Here is a 21,114-nt window from a genome sequence, read left to right on the forward strand (position 1 = left end):
TAGATGGTGAGTTTCACTGTAACGGGAAAAAAGAAAGCTGAACAGAGAGAGGAAGAAAAAGGAGGGTTCAGGCAGGAAAAATAATATTTTTACCGTAAGTAAATATAGCAAACAGATTTCAAGTTGCAGGAAGGCGGTAAAGGAGAGAGTCCCGATGAGCTTTTCATGTAAGGCCAACTACAAGTAACGGATTCGGGTTAGTGCGCGAAGCTAACACAGTGGCGGCTTCAAGACGAAGGGGATAAAGAACTCAGGGCGCAGCTAGCGCCCTAAGTATCAGCAGTACCAAGAAGAATTAACCTTCTTTAGGACCACGACCTGCACGCTTACGATCGTTTTCCGTCAGATGACGCTTACGGATACGGATCGATTGCGGGGTAACTTCAACCAATTCATCGTCATCGATGAATTCCAGAGCCTGTTCCAGAGTTTTCTTCAGGAAAGGAACCAGAGTGGTTGCTTCGTCAGTACCGGATGCACGCATGTTGGTCAGTTGCTTACCGGTCAGGCAGTTTACAGTCAGATCGTTAGAACGTGAGTGAATACCGATGATCTGGCCTTCATACACTTCCGTCGCGTGACCAATGAACAGCTTGCCGCGGTCTTGCAGTTTGTACAGTGCGAATGCCACAGCTTTGCCCTGACCGTTAGAGATCAGTACGCCGTTTTGACGTTGACCGATCTCGCCCGGACGCACATCATCGTAGTGACTGAATGTGGAGTACAGCAGGCCAGTACCAGAAGTCATAGTCATGAATTCAGTACGGAAGCCAATCAGGCCACGGCTTGGGATCATATAATCCAGACGAATACGACCTTTGCCGTCTGGAACCATGTCCTTCACGTCACCTTTACGCTCGCCCATAGCTTGCATTACTGCGCCCTGGTGCTGCTCTTCGATATCCAAAGTTACGCTTTCAAACGGTTCTTGATTGCGACCGTCAATAACACGGTTGATAACTTTAGGGCGAGATACAGCCAGTTCGAAACCTTCGCGACGCATGTTTTCGATCAGAACCGACAGGTGAAGTTCACCACGGCCAGATACGCGGAATGCATCAGCATCTTCAGTTTCTTCAACACGCAGTGCTACGTTATGGATCAACTCTTTGTTCAGGCGGTCAAGGATCTGACGTGAAGTCACATACTTACCTTCTTTACCACAGAACGGAGAGGTGTTAACGCAGAAATACATGGTTACAGTTGGTTCATCAACAGACAGTGCTGGCAATGCTTCAACAGCATTAACGTCGCAGATAGTGTCAGAGATGTTCAACTCGCCCAGACCGGTGATAGCCACGATGTCGCCAGCTTCAGCCATAGTCGCTTCGATACGCTCCAGACCCATGTGGCCCAGCACTTTAGCGACTTTACCGTTGCGGGTCTTGCCTTCGCTATCGATAACGGTCACTTGTTGGTTAGGTTTCACAACACCACGTTTGATACGGCCAATGCCGATTACGCCTACGTAGTTGTTGTAATCCAACTGGGAGATTTGCATCTGCAACGGACCAGAGCTGTCTACGTCTGGCGCAGGAACATGGTCGACAATTGCTTGATACAGCGGGGTCATGTCTGCCGACATATCATTGTGATCTTCACCCGCAATACCCATCAATGCAGATGCGTAAATGATAGGGAAGTCCAGTTGTTCGTCGGTTGCATCCAGGTTTACGAACAGGTCAAACACCTGATCCACAACCCAATCAGGACGCGCGCCCGGACGGTCAACTTTGTTGATAACCACGATAGGTTTCAGACCATGAGCAAAGGCTTTCTTGGTCACGAAACGGGTCTGCGGCATCGGGCCATCCATTGCGTCGACGACCAGCAGCACAGAGTCAACCATAGACATTACACGCTCAACCTCACCACCGAAATCGGCGTGTCCTGGGGTATCCACGATGTTGATGCGGTAGTCTTTCCAGTTAATGGCGGTATTTTTCGCGAGGATGGTTATCCCACGCTCTTTCTCCAAATCGTTGGAGTCCATTACACGTTCAGTTGCTTCAGCACGTTCACCGAACGTACCAGATTGTTGTAGCAACTTATCGACCAGGGTAGTTTTCCCATGGTCAACGTGCGCAATAATGGCGATGTTACGCAGATTCTCGATCACAGCTTTTTTGCCTCAGGCATTTAGAAATAGCGCGCTATTGTACACGTATTAAGCGAGGGACTAAACAAGATCACAAACTTCTCTTATAAACAACCTGACGGCGGTGTGTTTGTGATCCCTTTCACGGTGCAAAAACAGCCTCTTGGCCCACTTTTGCACCAATACAGTGCCCAACGGCGCAAATGAAGCACCAAAATAGTGCAATATAACTATCCTGGTGCATACTGAATATCAGCAGACCCCCATGATATGGCATAAATGGGGGGTTTGAAAAGTTGGCATAGATTTCGCAATGTATTTTAGCATGAATAACGCCCATGAAAAATCAGCATGAGCGTTAGCTTGAATAAAAAGATAACCGAACACCCTAACGATAATCGTTCCACGACGACTATGACAAATCCAGGAGATATAAGTATGTCCGCTGAACATGTTTTGACGATGCTGAACGAGCATGAAGTGAAATTTGTTGATTTGCGCTTTACCGATACCAAAGGGAAAGAACAGCACATCACTATTCCTGCTCATCAGGTCAACGCTGACTTCTTTGAAGAAGGCAAAATGTTTGATGGCTCCTCGATTGGTGGCTGGAAAGGCATTAACGAGTCCGACATGGTACTGATGCCAGACGCCAGCACCACGGTTATGGACCCGTTCTTCGAAGATGCGACCCTGATTATCCGTTGTGATATTCTGGAGCCAGGCACCATGCAGGGTTATGACCGCGACCCGCGTTCTATCTCCAAGCGCGCCGAAGACTTCCTGAAATCATCCGGTATCGCAGATACCGTGCTGTTCGGGCCAGAACCAGAATTCTTCCTGTTTGACGATGTTCGTTTTGGTAGCAGCATCCGTGGCTCCCACGTCTCTATCGATGATATCGAAGGCGCATGGAACTCCAGCACCAAATACGAAGGCGGCAATAAAGGCCACCGTCCCGCAGTGAAAGGCGGCTACTTCCCGGTTCCTCCGGTCGATTCTTCACAGGACTTGCGTTCTACCATGTGTCTGACCATGGAAGAAATGGGCCTGGTCGTCGAAGCGCATCACCACGAAGTGGCAACCGCCGGTCAGAACGAAGTGGCTACTCGCTTCAATACCATGACCAAAAAAGCCGATGAAATTCAGATTTACAAATATGTAGTGCACAACGTGGCACACGCATTCGGTAAAACGGCGACTTTCATGCCAAAACCGATGTTTGGCGATAACGGTTCAGGTATGCACTGCCATATGTCTTTGTCCAAAAATGGCACTAACTTGTTCGCCGGCGATAAATACGCTGGCCTGTCTGAAATGGCACTGTTCTACATCGGTGGCATCATCAAACATGCTAAAGCAATCAATGCCTTAGCCAACCCAACCACCAACTCCTACAAGCGTTTGGTCCCAGGTTATGAAGCACCGGTCATGCTGGCTTATTCTGCCCGTAACCGTTCCGCTTCTATCCGTATCCCTGTGGTTTCCAGCCCGAAAGCGCGTCGTATTGAAGCGCGCTTCCCAGACCCTGCGGCTAACCCATACCTGTGCTTCGCCGCACTGCTGATGGCTGGCCTTGATGGCATCATCAACAAGATTCACCCAGGTGATGCGATGGACAAAAACCTGTATGACTTGCCACCGGAAGAAGAAGCTGAAATTCCAAAAGTTGCAGGTTCACTGGACGAAGCAATGGCTGCGTTGAACGAAGATCGCGAGTTCCTGACCCGTGGTGGCGTGTTCACCGACGACGCTATCGATGCTTATATCGAACTGCGTAAAGAAGAGATGGACCGCGTTCGTATGACTCCGCACCCAGTTGAGTTCGAACTGTACTACAGCGTTTAATTGTATTTTACCCAATAGATTTCAAGGTGTAGGAAGGCGGTAAGCGCTGACCCGCAGGGTGAGTAAAAGCAGCCAACACACCTACAACTTGAAAGATGACGGGTTGTTGCCGTGGAAACTTTTGGCCCATCTCCGGATGGGCTTTTTTCCCCATATTTCGTTTTCGTCATCATTCCTCTGGCTCAGTTACAACTGAACCGATTAGGATATGCCCACAAGTATGTGCCCTAAATAATTCAAGTAAAAAGGGTATAATTGCACCAAACATGTGCAGGAGTCTGCGTAATGGCAACAGGCACGCTGCCCGATGCTGGGCAGATACTTAATTCTCTCATCAATAGTATTCTTCTATTAGATGATGATTTGGCTATACATTATGCCAATCCCGCTGCGCAGCAACTTCTGGCGCAAAGTTCCCGTAAACTTTTTGGTACACCACTGCCCGATTTATTAGGTTATTTTTCCCTCAATATCGACTTAATGCGGGAAAGCCTGATTGCGGGGCAAGGTTTTACCGATAATGAAGTGACATTAGTCGTTGATGGTCGCGCACATATTCTCTCTCTGACGGCGCAGTCACTGCCGGAGGGGTTTGTGCTGATGGAAATGGCACCGATGGATAATCAACGCCGATTAAGCCAAGAGCAGTTGCAACATGCTCAGCAAGTTGCCGCGCGTGACTTGGTGCGAGGGCTGGCTCATGAGATTAAAAACCCGCTTGGCGGCCTGCGTGGTGCGGCACAATTATTGTCAAAAGCACTGCCTGATCCGGCATTGCTGGAATATACCAAAGTGATCATCGAGCAAGCCGATCGCCTGCGGAATCTGGTTGATCGCCTGTTAGGGCCACAGCGCCCCGGCCAGCATGTTACGCAAAGTATTCATCAGGTGGCGGAGCGGGTTTGTCAGTTAGTCTCGCTGGAAAAACCAGATAACGTGATATTAATCCGTGATTACGACCCCAGCCTACCAGAGCTGGCGCACGACCCCGACCAAATTGAACAAGTGCTGCTCAATATCACCCGCAATGCATTACAGGCTCTGGGTGACGCTGGCGGCACCATTACACTGCGTACCCGTACTGCTTTTCAGATAACACTGCACGGTCTGCGCTACCGTTTGAGCGCCCGCATCGATATTGAAGATAACGGCCCTGGTGTACCGACGCAATTACAAGATACCGTGTTCTATCCGATGGTCAGTGGTCGCGAAGGTGGCACCGGCCTTGGCCTGTCGATTGCCCGCAGTCTTATCGATCAGCATTCGGGTAAAATTGAATTTAACAGTTGGCCAGGACACACCGAATTCTCGGTCTACCTGCCTATTCGCCAGTGAGGTTTCTATGCAACGAGGGATAGTCTGGATCGTCGATGACGATAGCTCCATCCGCTGGGTGCTTGAACGCGCACTGACTGGAGCGGGCCTGAACTGTACAACATTCGACAGTGGTAATCAGGTGTTGGATGCACTGGCGACGCAAACGCCGGATGTATTGTTATCCGATATTCGTATGCCTGGCATGGATGGATTAGCCCTGCTCAAGCAGATCAAACAGCGCCATCCGATGCTCCCGGTCATCATAATGACCGCCCATTCTGATTTGGATGCTGCGGTCAGCGCCTATCAACAAGGGGCGTTTGATTATCTGCCTAAACCTTTTGATATTGACGAAGCGGTCGCGCTGGTTGAGCGGGCTATCAGTCATTATCAGGAACAACAGCAACCGGCACGCACACAACCGGCCAGCGGCCCAACTGCGGATATCATCGGCGAAGCACCGGCAATGCAGGATGTATTCCGCATCATTGGCCGCTTGTCGCGCTCCTCTATCAGCGTGCTGATTAACGGCGAATCAGGCACGGGTAAAGAGTTGGTCGCACATGCCTTACATCGCCATAGCCCGCGAACCAAAGCGCCGTTTATCGCGCTGAATATGGCGGCGATTCCAAAAGATTTGATTGAATCTGAGCTGTTCGGCCATGAAAAAGGGGCGTTTACCGGTGCCAATCAGGTGCGTCAGGGCCGCTTTGAACAAGCTGACGGCGGCACACTGTTTTTGGATGAAATCGGCGATATGCCGCTAGATGTACAAACCCGGCTGTTGCGTGTACTGGCTGATGGGCAGTTTTATCGGGTTGGCGGTTATGCGCCAGTCAAGGTGGATGTGCGCATCATTGCCGCTACCCACCAGAATCTGGAGCTTCGGGTTCAGGAGGGGAAATTCCGCGAGGATTTATTCCATCGTCTGAATGTGATTCGGGTGCATTTGCCGCCACTGCGTGAACGCCGTGAAGATATTCCGCGTCTGGCGCGTTACTTCTTGCAAGTGGCCGCCAAAGAGCTGGGGGTGGAGGCCAAAATCCTGCATCCTGACACTGAAGTCGCACTCACCCGCCTGCCCTGGCAGGGTAACGTGCGCCAGTTGGAAAATACCTGCCGCTGGCTAACCGTGATGGCCGCCGGTCAGGAAGTGCTGGTGCAGGATCTGCCTTCCGAACTGTTTGAAACCAGTGCCCCAGAGGTTGCTGGCCAACGCACACCAGACAGTTGGGCCACACTGTTGGCACAATGGGCGGATCACGCATTACGGTCGGGTCACCAGGATTTGTTGTCTGAAGCCCAGCCAGAGATGGAGCGCACGCTGCTAACCACCGCATTACGCCATACTCAGGGCCATAAGCAGGAAGCTGCGCGCTTGTTAGGTTGGGGCCGGAACACGTTGACACGAAAGCTAAAAGAGTTGGGAATGGAGTAATTCTGACATTAGAATTCCCCTCACGGCAATTATCACCACTGAGGGGAGCATTATCAGATCACGCGGGAAAATTGCTGCTTACGCGCCTGCTTACGTAAATAGATATCAAAACACATACAAATATTACGAATGAGTAAGCGCCCACGCGGTGTCACCCGAATGCCCTTATCATCCCGCACCACCAGCCCGTCTTGTTCGAATGGCGCTAACAGCGCAAAATCTTCAACAAAATAGTCTGCGAAACGAATGCCATACTGCTGTTCAACCGGCTGATAACTGATTTGGAAATTACAAATCAGCGTTTTAATCACGTCACGGCGCAGGCAATCATCTTCGGTCATCGCCAGGCCACGCCACAACGCATTGCCACGTTGTTCCACGCAGGTATAGTAGGTTTTCAGATCTTTTTCATTCTGCGCGTAACTGTCACCCAACATACTGATAGCAGAAACACCTAAACCGAGCAGATCGCTCTCGCCCTGCGTGGTATAGCCTTGGAAATTACGGTGTAATTTCCCTTCCCGCTGGGCAACAGCTAGCTCATCATCTGGCCGAGCGAAGTGATCCATCCCGATAAACTGATAGCCGGATTCGGTTAAGAAGCTGATGGTGTGCTGCAAAATATCCAGCCGCTGTTCGGCGCTCGGCAGATCCGCATCTTTAATTTTACGTTGAGCGGCAAACAAACTTGGCAAATGGGCGTAATTAAACACGCTCAGGCGATCAGGATTTAACTCGGCTACCCGCTTTAGGGTAAAAGCAAAGCTCTCTGGCGTCTGCTTTGGCAACCCATAAATCAAATCAATATTAGTTGAATTAAAGCCAAGGGCTTTGGCGCGCGCAATTAAGGCGAAGATAAAGTCTTCATCCTGCTCGCGATTCACCAAGCGCTGGACCTCTTTATTGAAATCCTGCACTCCCATGCTCAGGCGGTTAAACCCTTCAGCACGTAGATGATCCAGCACATCCAGCTCAATTTCACGCGGATCGACCTCAATTGACTGCTCCGCACCGGGCAGAAAATCAAAGTTCTCACGCAGCAGATTCATCAAATGAGTAATTTGTGTTTTATTCAGATAGGTGGGCGTACCGCCACCCCAGTGCATCTGGCTGACCTGACGCCCGACAAATAATGCCGCACGCTGACGGATCTCTTTTTCCAGAACCGCCAGATATTCATCTGCTTTATGTTGCTGACGCGTCACCAGCTTATTACAGCCACAGAAGTAGCAAAGCTTATGGCAAAACGGGATATGCACATACAGCGACAATGGCCGCTGCGGGTAGCGCTTCACCGCCTGCTGAAAAGCGGTTTCGTTGTAATTTTCACTAAATTCAAGGGCTGTTGGATACGAAGTGTAACGCGGCCCTGAATAATTATACTTTTGAATCAGGGACAGATCCCAAACTATCGCGTTTTCAGACATAGCGTGCTCAGACATACTCATTCCTTCCGATTTTTTCGCCTACCCGGCCGGTGAAAGGGCAGAAGTTTTCGTTGTCTGGCCGCAGTAGCACCGCGCAACCGTGATTTCCGTTGCGACAGCCGCCATAGTTTACCCAATAACCACACTAGATAACATGTAAGTAGTAAGGCTATTATCGGGATCACCCAATCCATAACTTAGAATGCGTCTTTTGGATTACCGCGTTTCAGTAACTGTAAGATATCTTCCTGTTTCTCTTCTGGCTTTTCGTCGTCTTCATCGTCGCCCAACTCAATACCCAATTTCTCCATCAGGGTATCAATACGATCCAATGTCGAATCAACATACGCCTGATCTTCTTTGCTCAAGACTTCGTCATTATCAAGCTTATCCAGCAATGCATCCAGACGCTCATCGTTTTCTAGCTTGGACAACTCTTCTTCCGGTGTCAGACGTGGCTTGGCTTCAACTTTAGCTACCGGCTTAGGGGTTGGCTTAGCTTTAACCTTACTCTCAACCACCAGTGGTACAGGCACTTTACTACCAATACGTGGATCTTTTTCTTGAGTCTGGTTCTGGCCCTTCTTATTACTCTCATCGACGTTAGTTCTGGCACCTGAGCGATTACCACTGTGTTTCTTCTGACGTTTACGCTCACGGGCTTCAATATCAAGCTCTACACGGGTCTTTTTAATACGCTTTGGTGTCGCGGTACCTTTCTTCGGGGCCGCAATATTGGCGTGTGGTGCTTTGTTTGGCTGCTTCATAACCTGTGCTCTTAAATGGGTAAATGAGTGTGGGATCGGATTTAGTATATACCTGTCATCTTTCAAGTTGCAGATGTGTTGGCGATACCTCTACGAGGTCGCCACAAGCAGCGTTCAAATCTCTGCTCCTGGCAGGATTTTTCTCTCGCTTGCCGCCGTTCTGCATCTTGAAATTTTTTGAGTATAGGATTGGGCCGGAATCTAGCAGAAAGAAGAGAAAGAAAAAAGGCGGCAGATTAACCTGTCGCCTTTTTTCGCACCTTCTGCGGAAGGATATCCTTACAGCGCACTCCCTGCACTTACGTAACATCCTGGTTTCTCCCTCCTGCAATACGTCATCCTTGCCATCCCTCCTACCCTGAAGGCGATTCGCACAGCACTCCGACCGTTGTCCCTGACTCATCGTAATCCATCACGCTTCTTAAGCATAAGCCCCTCATCCTAAGTGATAGCGCTCCTTGCCAGCACATCCCGCACTGATAGCAACCTGCATATCATGTTGTTTTTATTTAAAAAATAAAACAAAAAACAACAATAAGGGTTAATAATAACAACTAAATTATATAAAGCTTTCCTTAACAATTATTCAATAATAGGACATTCCTTTGCTCTACAATGACCGCCAACTCACAAAACTGTAATTTGACGTAGAAAAGCCATCAAAAATTCGCGAAAAGATAAACCCCCTTTTTTGACCCTGATGCAGTTATAATCGCCGGATGTAAGCTATCTCTCACGGAGACGACAAATTTTGACTATCAGAAACTATAACTATCACATGACCCACTTCGTCATCAGTGCTCCGGACATCCGTCATTTGCCACGCGATGAAGGTATTGAGGTGGCATTCGCTGGCCGTTCAAACGCCGGTAAATCTAGCGCACTCAATACGTTAACTAACCAGAAAGGTCTGGCCAGAACCAGTAAGACACCTGGCCGTACTCAGCTGATCAACTTATTTGAAGTGGTTGATGGTATCCGTCTGGTCGACTTACCAGGATACGGTTATGCCGAAGTTCCGGAAGAGATGAAACTCAAGTGGCAGCGTGCCTTGGGTGAGTATCTGCAAAAGCGTAACTGCCTGAAAGGTCTGGTTGTGTTGATGGATATTCGCCATCCGCTGAAAGATTTAGACCAGCAGATGATTACCTGGGCGGTCGCTGTTGGCACGCCGGTTCTTCTCTTACTGACCAAAGCCGATAAGCTGGCCTCTGGTGCCCGCAAGGCACAATTGAACATGGTGCGAGAAGCCATTATTCCCTTTATGGGCGATATTCAGGTGGAAGCATTCTCATCACCGAAAAAGATTGGTGTCGATAAATTGCGAGAAAAACTGGATACCTGGTTTAGCGAGATCCCACCGGAAGTCATGGCTGATGAGCATGACGACGAAGGCGAGTAGTTCATTGTAATCAGCAGCCCGCAAGGGCTGTCTCACGCATATCTTGCCCGCAAAAGCCCAATAAAAAACGCCCCAGTCAATAAATGACTGGGGCGGCTAATATATAGCCAAATCCGATTACGTGAAGTAAAAGGTTTGAAAGATAGAACATCTTACCTCTGTACCCTACGTCTGTAACTTTACATCATTTTTTCGCAGGGCAAAAGAATTTTTTGTTGTATAGTTACACTACTTGTCACGATTCAGCGCCCACCTTCCCACCAATATCGCGTCAAAATGTAGCTTAATTACATAAAATGCTTTAATAATCACCACTTACCCATACAACTAGTGAGCTTGATCCCAGTTGGTACCAACGCCAACATCTACCTTCAATGGCACCGCCAATTGCATACTCTGCTCCATCAAATCACGGATTTTCTGTTCAGCGCTTTCCACCACACTTTCATGAACTTCAAATACCAGTTCATCGTGTACCTGCATGATAACCCGCACCAACGGCTCCGGTTCCTGTTGTAACCAGGCATCGACTGCAATCATCGCTCGCTTGATAATATCAGCAGCCGTCCCTTGCATCGGGGCATTTATCGCTTCGCGCTCAGCGGCTTTGCGGCGGTTAGCATTTCGTGAGTGAATATCAGGCAGATAGAGGCGGCGACCATCCAGGGTGGTGACATAACCCTGCTCAGCAGCTTGCTTGCGCGTGCGCTCCATATATTCCAGCACCCCCGGATAGCGTTCAAAGTAGAGATCCATATAGCGCTGTGCTTCGCCACGCGGGATATTCAACTGCCGCGCCAAACCAAATGCACTCATGCCATAAATTAGGCCAAAGTTAATCGCTTTAGCACTGCGACGCTGTTCGTTGGTCACACTCTCTAACGGCATCCCGAAGACTTCAGCCGCAGTTGCGCGGTGGATATCCTTGCCAGCGGCAAATGCCGCCAATAACCCTTTATCCTGCGACAGGTGCGCCATGATACGCAGTTCAATCTGCGAATAGTCAGCCGCCATAATGCGATAACCTTTGGGCGCAATAAAAGCCTGACGAATACGACGCCCTTCTTCATTACGTACAGGAATATTTTGCAGGTTAGGATCTCGGGAAGATAAACGCCCGGTAGCAGTAACTGCCTGATGATACGAGGTATGGACTCGCCCTGAAACCGGGTTAATCATCAGCGGTAGCTTGTCGGTATAGGTACTTTTCAGTTTAGCCAAACCGCGATATTCAAGAATCACTTTCGGTAAAGGGTAATCCAGCGCCAGCTCAGCCAGCACTTCTTCGTTGGTTGAAGCCGCACCACCTGGGGTTTTTTTCAAAATAGGCAGTTTTTGTTTTTCATACAAAATGACCTGTAACTGCTTTGGCGAGGCGAGATTGAATGGCTCTTCAGCCAATTCATGAGCTTGCTTTTCTAACTCATCCAGGCGGATAGTCAGCTCTTTTGAATGTGCAGCCAATATATTCTGGTCAATCAATACACCAGTTCGCTCGATACGCGACAATATTGGTAACAGCGGCATTTCGATTTCCTGAAATACCCGCTTCAGCCCTTCACTCTGCTGTAATTTCGGCCACAATACCAGATGCAATTGAAGCGTAACGTCCGCGTCTTCTGCGGCATACGGGCCAGCTTGTTCTAAGGCTATCTGATTGAAGGTTAGCTGGTTTTTGCCTTTACCGGCGATCTCTTCAAAAGTAATGGTTTTATGGTTGAGGTAACGTTCAGCAAGGCTGTCCATATCATGGCGGCCAGCAACACTGTCTAAAACATAAGACTCCAACATGGTATCGAAAGCGATACCGCGCAGCTCAATGCCATAACGTGCCAACATACTTTGATCAAACTTGAGGTTCTGCCCGACTTTTAAGGCTTTCTCATTTTCCAACAGAGGTTTTAAGGTGGCTAAAACCCAGTCTCTATCAACTTGTGCTGGCGCATCCAGATAATCATGAGCCAATGGCAAATAAGCCGCCTCACCTGGTGCAACAGCAAATGACATACCAATCAAATTGCTGCTGAGGGTGTCAAGACCGTCAGTTTCAGTATCAAAAGCGAAAACCTCTGCTTTTTTAAGCCGCTCAATCCACTCCATTAAGGACTTTTCATCCAAAATAGTGTGGTAGTTCTCTTGTGATAACACCGCTGTCACTTCCACCGCAGGGGCAGATTCCGCAGCAACAAACGACTTATTGCTGGTTTGGCCCGTTGGCCGCTCCTTTTTGCCGTCCAGCCACTTACCGGCTTCCACATCCACTAACCAGCGTTTGAATTCATAACGGCTAAATAACTGAAGCAGTTGCTCATCATCGGGTGATGAAACCGTTAGCTGGTCACAGGTAATATCCAGTTCAACATCCGTTTTGATGGTTGCTAATTGGTAGGAGAGATAAGCCACATCTTTATTCTGCTCCAATTTAGCGGACATCGTTTTAGCGCCACGGAATGTCAATGTAGATATTTTATCTAAATTACTGAACAACGTATCCAGCCCACCCAAACCTTGTAATAAAGCCTGAGCTGTCTTTTCACCGACCCCCGGAACACCCGGAATATTATCGGATGAGTCCCCCATCAAGGCGAGAAAATCAATAATCAGTTCAGGAGGAACGCCATATTTATCGCACACTTCCTGCGGCCCCAAAATGGCGTTATTCATCGTATTGATTAGAGTGATATTTAGCGTAACTAATTGCGCCATATCTTTATCACCGGTACTGATTAATACCGCATGACCTGCTTTTTCAGCTTCTTGCGCCAGCGTACCAATAACGTCGTCGGCCTCAACGCCGGAAACCACTAATAAAGGTAGCCCCATTGCTTTAACCATTTGATGAAGAGGCTCAATCTGCGCACGCAAATCATCCGGCATCGGTGGGCGATGGGACTTATATTCAGCGAAAAGTTCATCACGAAACGTTTTGCCTTTAGCATCAAATACCACGGCCACATGGCTTGGACGATATTGCAGCAGTAAACTGCGCAACATGTTCAATACGCCATACATCGCACCCGTTGGCTCGCCACTGCTGTTGGTCAGTGGTGGAAAAGCATGGTAAGCGCGGTAGAGGTAAGAGGAACCGTCAACAAGGATCAATGGGTTTTCTGCAATCTGGGCCATAGAGTTTCTTCATCTTTATTCAGCAAGGTCTGACGCTAAGAATGCCATAGCTGACGCCAAGAGACGAATCTTAGCGTCCATTCTTGTGCAAAAGAGAACATTTTACATGAAGATCCCTAAGATCTAACCTGTGGATAACTTTGTGTGTAAAAACGTGTAGAATTTATATCTTCTAAGTTATTTCCTATAATGCAATATTTTAAATTAGTTTAATCATGGTGTTACGATTATTGTTTCTTTATTTCTTTGTCATTATTTCTTTATCTGATTTGTGGATATTACTTATTCAGTTACTACAACAAGGTTAATAAATTTACTTTAAGGCAGAAAAACATCACCCACCTTTTTATTACTTTCCACGACTCTTATTTGTCATTTTAGCGACACAAATAACGCCATTTACCTATCACTTAAATAGATGGTTTCACCAAAAACAGCTCTGAAATAAATATCTAATCGGCACACGAGGCATTACTGTCACATTAGATAAGATGATGATTTGATAGTAAGGAGAATAGGTGAATTGAAATATCGGGAACGGATTAAGATAAGACAAAGAGGAGCAGGCAAAAAACCCGCTCCTCTTTCATATCATTATTTCTGAGTTAGCAGGAACTTAACAACGTCCGCATACTGTTTGACATAAGCATCCATTGAGCTGGTATCCATGCCATCATTTTTAATCATATATTTGCCATTAACAAACATCGCTGGAACGCCACGTAATTGCAGATCTTCAGCCGCTTTTACTTGTTGAACAACCAATGATTTAACCACAAAGCTATTCAATGCTGAATCATAGTCCTCACCACTAATACCCGCCTTGATAAAGACATTACGAATATCATCAGGGGTTTGTATGGTTTGTGTTTTCTGTACGCCTTCAAACATCAGTGGCGTCACTTTTTCCTCAACACCCAATGCCATCGCAACAGCCCAGGCTTGAGTCAGCTGCTTACCTAGCGGCCCCAGGAACTCAACATGATAGCGAGTCATCTTAGTCCCTTCTGGCAACGCTTTTTTTACCGCCTGAGGCACATGATAAACTTCCTCAAACTGATAGCAGTGTGGGCAATAGAAAGAGAAAAACTCTAAAACCTGAGGCTCACCTGTGATGGGTTTATTTAACGTCTGGTACTGGGTGCCATCTTTAAATTGTCCGGCAGAGACACTGAATGCCATCACCATGCCAACAAGCGCTAACCATACATTTTTCATACAATAAAAATCTCCATTATCTTAGCTTTAGTACATTGGCATCAGCTGCAAAGGGGGTGCCTGCAACAGCTTAACCTGTTCAGTGAAAAGTGCAGTCTGTTGTAACCAAAAATCAGACTCCGCCATCCACGGAAAACTCTTAGGAAATGCCGGATCCTGCCAACGCCTGGCGACCCATGCAAGGTAATAAACCATCCGCATCGCGCGTAAAGGTTCAATCAGTGCAAGCTCACGCTGATCAAAATCAGCAAACTCGCCATAAGCTTCCAGCAAGATATCCAACTGGATTAATTGCTCGCGGCGCTCACCGTGTAATAACATCCATAAATCCTGAACCGCCGGACCATTTCTGGCGTCATCTAAATCGACAAACATTGGCCCGTCACGCCACAAAATATTACCGGGGTGGCAATCACCATGTAACCGCAAAGACTGCCAATCGGTGTGCCAATACTGTTTAATGGTAGCAATCAACAAATCAGTTGCAGCCAGAAATTTATTTTTCTGTTTCGCCGGCACTAATACACTATTGGCCAGCAACTCACGAGGTTCGGTCAGATATTCTTCAACCCCCATCGTTGGACGGGCAATAAAAATCTCATCACTCCCCACCTGATGGATTCTGCCGAGAAAGCGACCGACCCACTCCAATTGATCAAGGTTATCTATTTCATACTGCCGTCCACCCACACTTGGGAACACGGCAAAGAAAAAACCACCATGATTATGCAAAGCTTCACCATTTAACTGCAATGGGGCGACGACGGGAATCTCCGACTCAGCCAAATCAAGCGAAAAGCGCTGCTCCTCGACAATTTGCGCGCGGCTCCAACGCTCAGGGCGATAAAACTTCACCACATACCGCCTACGGTCTTCATCCATAAACTGGTAGACGCGGTTCTCGTAACTGTTAAGCGCAGTTAACCCTGAATCCACTCGTAACCCAACCGCTTCAAGGGCATCCATAATCAGGTCTGGAGACAATGTCTGAAAATTAAAAGCAGAGCTGTTCATAACAACATTCAGTCTATATAAGTGACAGCGGCTTGCTGGGAATAAGAAATAGTATCATTAAAGCCCCTATCTACGCAGACAGGAATATGACTAATCTTTAATAATGCCACGGGCACGCAATAGTGCTGTTTTGAAATCCTCTTCATAATCTTTTTTGAGGCCAGGTATCACTTCTGTTGATTCTGAACCACGCATTTTCAGATGATAAATAAGAATATCGTCCGTGAGATCTGAGAATTCACCTTCAAAACCAGCCTCATCTGACAGCTTTTGTAAAAACTGTACCAGATTTAAATCGGGTTCTTGCTGCCAGGCTGGATGTAAAAGCTCAATCAGTTCATTAACACGATGACATTTCATAGCAACGTTATCCTATTCAAAAAATATGCAAGTAAAGTAACAGGGATACTCACCTAGGGAAAGAGAGCCTATTGTCAATAAAAGTAAATCCTGATCCCTTTACCTATTTGAAGATACAATCCTAAGGCTAGCTTAATACAGGAGAGTGATAGAAATGCGGCCTAATATTACAGGCGTTATTCTTGCGGGAGGCCGTTCGTCTAGAATGGGCGGAAATGATAAAGGATTAATATATCTTCATGGAAAACCGCTGTATCAACATGTAATCGATAAACTAAAACCTCAAGTTGAAGATTTACTGATTAATGCTAATCGTAACCAAGCTCTCTATCAACACAGTGGCATTCCAGTCATCAGCGACATCATTACCGGCTTTGTCGGCCCACTGGCAGGCATACATTCAGGGTTAAGCCATTCAGCTACAGAATGGGTTATTTTTGCTCCCTGCGACGTCCCTACGCTGCCAGACAATTTAGTGTCCCAACTTTGGCAAGGAAAACAGCAAGCTCTGGCAGCTTATGTTTACGATGGTGAGCGGGCACACCCTACACTGGTACTCATGCATGTTAGTCTGAAACCACTTCTGGCAGAATATTTGGCAAAAGGCGATCGCAAGCTAATGATATTTATGGAGAGAGTCAATGCTCAGCCCGTAATGTTTCGCGGGCAAAAAGACCAATTCAGTAACCTGAATACTCCTGCAGACTGTGACTTATGGGAACAGAGTAAAAGAGGGGAGTTATGAGCCGTAAAACACCACCGCTATTAGGGATAGCGGCCTATAGCGGTACAGGAAAAACCACACTGCTCAAAAGTCTGATCCCCTTATTACAGCAGCGCCAAATTCGAGTCGGCCTCATCAAGCATACCCATCACAATATGGATATTGATACGCCAGGTAAGGATAGTTATGAGTTGCGTAAGGCGGGTGCACACCAAACCCTGGTTGCTAGCGATTACCGCTGGGCATTAATGACAGAAACGCCAGAGCAAAAACCGTTGGATCTTCACTATCTTGCCAGCAGGTTAGACGCTTCAACTATCGATCTGATTTTGGTTGAGGGTTTTAAGCACGAACCAATCAATAAAATTGCCCTTTATAGAGAGGCAGTAGGTAAGCCTTACGCAGATTTGATTGATAAATATGTTATTGCTTTGGCAAGTGATAAACCGATAGATATCACTGTGGAGCAATTAGATATTAATCAACCTGAACAAATTGCAGAATTTATTTGTAGCTGGCTTCAAATGAACCCATCACAGCCATAAAACAAAAAAGGCCACCCGCCAGGGTAGCCTTCTCTTTTATTTGGTTTTTCACACATAAAAATCCACGCAAAAAAACTATTTCTATCGTTTTTTTATTTCGCACACAGCAAAAACCCCACGCTTTTGGCATGGGGTCTTGGCTTGATTTGATGCCTGGCAGTGTCCTACTCTCGCATGGGGAGACCCCACACTACCATCGGCGCTACGGCGTTTCACTTCTGAGTTCGGCATGGGTTCAGGTGGTGCCACCGTGCTATGGCCGCCAGGCAAATTCTGTTTCAATTAACCCGCTACACAGTTCCCTGCACAGCCAGCCAATCCAATCTCGGAACTTCGCTGAAAATATCTCTCTCAAACACAAAACACCTTTGGTGTTGTAAGGTTAAGCCTCACGGATCATTAGTACTGGTTAGCTCAATGCATCGCTGCACTTACACACCCAGCCTATCAACGTCATAGTCTTTAACGTTCCTTCAGGGGGCTTAAAGCCCCAGGGAAGACTCATCTCGAGGCAAGTTTCCCGCTTAGATGCTTTCAGCGGTTATCTCTTCCGAATTTAGCTACCGGGCAATGCCATTGGCATGACAACCCGAACACCAGTGATTCGTCCACTCCGGTCCTCTCGTACTAGGAGCAGCCCCTCTCAATCTTCCAACGCCCACGGCAGATAGGGACCGAACTGTCTCACGACGTTCTAAACCCAGCTCGCGTACCACTTTAAATGGCGAACAGCCATACCCTTGGGACCTACTTCAGCCCCAGGATGTGATGAGCCGACATCGAGGTGCCAAACACCGCCGTCGATATGAACTCTTGGGCGGTATCAGCCTGTTATCCCCGGAGTACCTTTTATCCGTTGAGCGATGGCCCTTCCATTCAGAACCACCGGATCACTAAGACCTACTTTCGTACCTGCTCGAGCCGTCACTCTCGCAGTCAAGCTAGCTTATGCCTTTGCACTAACCTCACGATGTCCGACCGTGATTAGCTAACCTTCGTGCTCCTCCGTTACTCTTTGGGAGGAGACCGCCCCAGTCAAACTACCCACCAGACACTGTCCTCACCCCGGATCACGGGGCCGAGTTAGAACATCAAACATTAAAGGGTGGTATTTCAAGGTTGGCTCCATGCAGACTGGCGTCCACACTTCAATGCCTCCCACCTATCCTACACATCAAGGCTCAATGTTCAGTGTCAAGCTATAGTAAAGGTTCACGGGGTCTTTCCGTCTTGCCGCGGGTACACTGCATCTTCACAGCGAGTTCAATTTCACTGAGTCTCGGGTGGAGACAGCCTGGCCATCATTACGCCATTCGTGCAGGTCGGAACTTACCCGACAAGGAATTTCGCTACCTTAGGACCGTTATAGTTACGGCCGCCGTTTACTGGGGCTTCGATCAAGAGCTTCGCCTTGCGGCTGACCCCATCAATTAACCTTCCAGCACCGGGCAGGCGTCACACCGTATACGTCCACTTTCGTGTTTGCACAGTGCTGTGTTTTTATTAAACAGTTGCAGCCAGCTGGTATCTGCGACTGGCTTCGGCGCCGGGAGCAAGTCCCATTACCTAACGCCAGCGTGCCTTCTCCCGAAGTTACGGCACCATTTTGCCTAGTTCCTTCACCCGAGTTCTCTCAAGCGCCTGAGTATTCTCTACCTGACCACCTGTGTCGGTTTGGGGTACGATTTAATGTTACCTGATGCTTAGAGGCTTTTCCTGGAAGCTTGGCATCAACTACTTCATCACCGTAGTGACTCGTCATCACACCTCAGCGTTGATAAGCAACCGGATTTACCAAGTCGCTCCGCCTACATGCTTAAACCGGGACAACCGTCGCCCGGCTAGCCTAGCCTTCTCCGTCCCCCCTTCGCAGTAACACCAAGTACAGGAATATTAACCTGTTTCCCATCGACTACGCCTTTCGGCCTCGCCTTAGGGGTCGACTCACCCTGCCCCGATTAACGTTGGACAGGAACCCTTGGTCTTCCGGCGTGCGGGTTTTTCACCCGCATTATCGTTACTTATGTCAGCATTCGCACTTCTGATACCTCCAGCAACCCTCACAGGTCACCTTCAACGGCTTACAGAACGCTCCCCTACCCAACAACGCCTAAGCGTCGCTGCCGCAGCTTCGGTGCATGGTTTAGCCCCGTTACATCTTCCGCGCAGGCCGACTCGACCAGTGAGCTATTACGCTTTCTTTAAATGATGGCTGCTTCTAAGCCAACATCCTGGCTGTCTGTGCCTTCCCACATCGTTTCCCACTTAACCATGACTTTGGGACCTTAGCTGGCGGTCTGGGTTGTTTCCCTCTTCACGACGGACGTTAGCACCCGCCGTGTGTCTCCCGTGATAACATTCTTCGGTATTCGGAGTTTGCATCGGTTTGGTAAGTCGGGATGACCCCCTAGCCGAAACAGTGCTCTACCCCCGAAGATGAGTTCACGAGGCGCTACCTAAATAGCTTTCGGGGAGAACCAGCTATCTCCCGGTTTGATTGGCCTTTCACCCCCAGCCACAAGTCATCCGCTAATTTTTCAACATTAGTCGGTTCGGTCCTCCAGTTAGTGTTACCCAACCTTCAACCTGCCCATGGCTAGATCACCGGGTTTCGGGTCTATACCTTGCAACTAGACGCCCAGTTAAGACTCGGTTTCCCTACGGCTCCCCTATTCGGTTAACCTTGCTACAAAATATAAGTCGCTGACCCATTATACAAAAGGTACGCAGTCACCCAACTAGTAGGCTCCCACTGCTTGTACGTACACGGTTTCAGGTTCTATTTCACTCCCCTCGCCGGGGTTCTTTTCGCCTTTCCCTCACGGTACTGGTTCACTATCGGTCAGTCAGGAGTATTTAGCCTTGGAGGATGGTCCCCCCATATTCAGACAGGATGTCACGTGTCCCGCCCTACTCATCGAGTTCACAGAATGCGTGTTTTGGTGTACGGGACTATCACCCTGTACCGTGCGACTTTCCAGACGCTTCCACTAACACACGAACTGATTCAGACTCTGGGCTCTTCCCCGTTCGCTCGCCGCTACTGGGGGAATCTCGGTTGATTTCTTTTCCTCGGGGTACTTAGATGTTTCAGTTCCCCCGGTTCGCCTTGCATGGCTATGTATTCACCATGCAATAGTGCAACGAATTGCACTGGGTTTCCCCATTCGGGTATCGTCGGTTATAACGGTTCATATCACCTTACCGACGCTTTTCGCAGATTAGCACGCCCTTCATCGCCTCTGACTGCCTAGGCATCCACCGTGTACGCTTAGTCGCTTAACCTCACAACCCAAAAATGTTTCTTATGTTCAAGTCGGTTGCGCGTCGTGAATACAGCGTTGTGCGGTACTCGGAATGCTCATGAACATGCAGTTCACTCCGCTTCCTCTGTGCCGTACGCCTTGCCTTCACTTAGCTCACGCGACTCTCTTCATCAGAATACACATTGGCATTGCGATTATTTGAGAGACTCTAATACAGGGTAATCCTTATCTCAGTACCTCTACGGAGAGATAAGTTTCAGCTGTATTGTTTCAATTTTCAGCTTGTTCCAGATTGTTAAAGAGCAATATCTTAAACACGACTTGTTAAAGTCATCTTTAAGATATTCAGTTGATAATGTCTTTCACACATTATCGGAGTGGCGTCCCCAAGGGGATTCGAACCCCTGTTACAGCCGTGAAAGGGCAGTGTCCTAGGCCTCTAGACGATGGGGACACAAAAATTGCTACTGAATCATGGATTCAGTATTTTTGTGTAAAGGTGAGAATGTGGTGACACATTCGAACGACTGATGCAGTAAAAACTCGATGCCGAGGTCTTATTAC

The 21,114-nt window shown here is 48.1% G+C and carries 13 protein-coding genes, 1 tRNA gene and 2 rRNA genes; 6 read left to right on the forward strand and 10 right to left on the reverse strand.

Features of this window, described 5'->3' with window-relative positions:
* Positions 1-295 precede the first annotated feature (295 nt).
* Entirely contained in the window at positions 296-2,119 is a 1,824-nt protein-coding gene (gene typA, locus AT01_RS12060) for a ribosome-dependent GTPase TypA (protein WP_004704210.1), read from the reverse strand.
* A 417-nt stretch (positions 2,120-2,536) separates the two neighbouring features.
* Between typA and glnA the strand changes: the two genes are divergently transcribed.
* The 3 genes from glnA to glnG all read left to right on the forward strand — a co-directional run bounded on the left by glnA (position 2,537) and on the right by glnG (position 6,701).
* Complete coding sequence (gene glnA / locus AT01_RS12070) at positions 2,537-3,946, forward strand: glutamate--ammonia ligase (RefSeq protein ID WP_042547322.1); 1,410 nt, start codon at positions 2,537-2,539, stop codon at positions 3,944-3,946.
* 285 nt (positions 3,947-4,231) lie between these two features.
* Positions 4,232-5,281, forward strand: a complete 1,050-nt coding sequence (glnL, locus tag AT01_RS12075; protein ID WP_042547323.1) for a nitrogen regulation protein NR(II) — start codon at positions 4,232-4,234, stop codon at positions 5,279-5,281.
* Positions 5,282-5,288: 7 nt separating this feature from the next.
* Complete coding sequence (gene glnG, locus AT01_RS12080) at positions 5,289-6,701, forward strand: nitrogen regulation protein NR(I) (protein ID WP_042547324.1); 1,413 nt, start codon at positions 5,289-5,291, stop codon at positions 6,699-6,701.
* 53 nt (positions 6,702-6,754) lie between these two features.
* On the opposite strand, the gene hemN is transcribed toward glnG, so the two are convergent.
* Complete coding sequence (hemN, locus tag AT01_RS12085; protein ID WP_042548608.1) at positions 6,755-8,128, reverse strand: oxygen-independent coproporphyrinogen III oxidase; 1,374 nt, start codon at positions 8,126-8,128, stop codon at positions 6,755-6,757.
* 197 nt (positions 8,129-8,325) lie between these two features.
* Positions 8,326-8,895, reverse strand: coding sequence for a Der GTPase-activating protein YihI (gene yihI / locus AT01_RS12090; protein ID WP_042547325.1), 570 nt, complete (start codon positions 8,893-8,895; stop codon positions 8,326-8,328).
* A 751-nt stretch (positions 8,896-9,646) separates the two neighbouring features.
* On the opposite strand from yihI, the gene yihA reads away from it, so the two are divergent.
* Positions 9,647-10,297 carry a ribosome biogenesis GTP-binding protein YihA/YsxC gene (gene yihA / locus AT01_RS12100; RefSeq protein ID WP_042547327.1) on the forward strand — a complete coding sequence of 217 codons (651 nt, stop codon included), beginning with the start codon at positions 9,647-9,649 and terminating at the stop codon, positions 10,295-10,297.
* A gap of 327 nt (positions 10,298-10,624) precedes the next feature.
* Here yihA and polA read toward each other — a convergent pair whose 3' ends face one another.
* The 4 genes from polA to AT01_RS12120 form a co-directional block, all read right to left on the reverse strand.
* Positions 10,625-13,423: a DNA polymerase I gene (polA, locus tag AT01_RS12105; protein ID WP_042547328.1), complete on the reverse strand. Its 2,799-nt coding sequence runs from the start codon at positions 13,421-13,423 to the stop codon at positions 10,625-10,627.
* A 594-nt stretch (positions 13,424-14,017) separates the two neighbouring features.
* Positions 14,018-14,641 (reverse strand): thiol:disulfide interchange protein DsbA, encoded by a 624-nt coding sequence (dsbA, locus tag AT01_RS12110; protein ID WP_004704218.1) that lies wholly within the window; start codon positions 14,639-14,641, stop codon positions 14,018-14,020.
* A 27-nt stretch (positions 14,642-14,668) separates the two neighbouring features.
* Complete coding sequence (locus AT01_RS12115) at positions 14,669-15,655, reverse strand: serine/threonine protein kinase (protein ID WP_042547329.1); 987 nt, start codon at positions 15,653-15,655, stop codon at positions 14,669-14,671.
* Between the two features lie 90 nt (positions 15,656-15,745).
* Complete coding sequence (locus AT01_RS12120) at positions 15,746-16,015, reverse strand: YihD family protein (RefSeq protein WP_004704220.1); 270 nt, start codon at positions 16,013-16,015, stop codon at positions 15,746-15,748.
* A 154-nt stretch (positions 16,016-16,169) separates the two neighbouring features.
* Here AT01_RS12120 and mobA point away from each other — a divergent pair, with 154 nt between their 5' ends.
* Both mobA and mobB read left to right on the forward strand, forming a co-directional pair.
* On the forward strand, positions 16,170-16,760 hold the full coding sequence (gene mobA, locus AT01_RS12125; RefSeq protein ID WP_042547330.1) for a molybdenum cofactor guanylyltransferase MobA: 591 nt from the start codon (positions 16,170-16,172) through the stop codon (positions 16,758-16,760).
* Complete coding sequence (mobB, locus tag AT01_RS12130) at positions 16,757-17,284, forward strand: molybdopterin-guanine dinucleotide biosynthesis protein MobB (protein ID WP_042547331.1); 528 nt, start codon at positions 16,757-16,759, stop codon at positions 17,282-17,284. The genes mobA and mobB overlap by 4 nt, the downstream gene beginning before the upstream one ends.
* Before the next feature lie 151 nt (positions 17,285-17,435).
* Here mobB and rrf read toward each other — a convergent pair.
* The 3 genes from rrf to AT01_RS12145 form a co-directional block, all read right to left on the reverse strand.
* Positions 17,436-17,551 (reverse strand): 5S ribosomal RNA (rrf, locus tag AT01_RS12135).
* A 111-nt stretch (positions 17,552-17,662) separates the two neighbouring features.
* Positions 17,663-20,569 (reverse strand): 23S ribosomal RNA (locus AT01_RS12140).
* A gap of 359 nt (positions 20,570-20,928) precedes the next feature.
* Positions 20,929-21,004 (reverse strand) — tRNA-Glu (locus tag AT01_RS12145).
* Positions 21,005-21,114 lie beyond the last annotated feature (110 nt).

The organism is Yersinia aldovae 670-83 (assembly GCF_000834395.1).
GTDB lineage: Bacteria > Pseudomonadota > Gammaproteobacteria > Enterobacterales > Enterobacteriaceae > Yersinia > Yersinia aldovae.

Bases quoted from the DNA above. Each gene is read 5' to 3' on its own strand.
- dsbA (WP_004704218.1), bottom strand. From the start codon at position 14,641: ATGAAAAATGTATGGTTAGCGCTTGTTGGCATGGTGATGGCATTCAGT.
- polA (WP_042547328.1), bottom strand. From the start codon at position 13,423: ATGGCCCAGATTGCAGAAAACCCATTGATCCTTGTTGACGGTTCCTCT.
- glnL (WP_042547323.1), top strand. From the start codon at position 4,232: ATGGCAACAGGCACGCTGCCCGATGCTGGGCAGATACTTAATTCTCTC.
- hemN (WP_042548608.1), bottom strand. From the start codon at position 8,128: ATGTCTGAAAACGCGATAGTTTGGGATCTGTCCCTGATTCAAAAGTAT.
- mobA (WP_042547330.1), top strand. From the start codon at position 16,170: ATGCGGCCTAATATTACAGGCGTTATTCTTGCGGGAGGCCGTTCGTCT.
- yihI (WP_042547325.1), bottom strand. From the start codon at position 8,895: ATGAAGCAGCCAAACAAAGCACCACACGCCAATATTGCGGCCCCGAAG.
- mobB (WP_042547331.1), top strand. From the start codon at position 16,757: ATGAGCCGTAAAACACCACCGCTATTAGGGATAGCGGCCTATAGCGGT.
- glnA (WP_042547322.1), top strand. From the start codon at position 2,537: ATGTCCGCTGAACATGTTTTGACGATGCTGAACGAGCATGAAGTGAAA.
- glnG (WP_042547324.1), top strand. From the start codon at position 5,289: ATGCAACGAGGGATAGTCTGGATCGTCGATGACGATAGCTCCATCCGC.
- AT01_RS12115 (WP_042547329.1), bottom strand. From the start codon at position 15,655: ATGAACAGCTCTGCTTTTAATTTTCAGACATTGTCTCCAGACCTGATT.
- AT01_RS12120 (WP_004704220.1), bottom strand. From the start codon at position 16,015: ATGAAATGTCATCGTGTTAATGAACTGATTGAGCTTTTACATCCAGCC.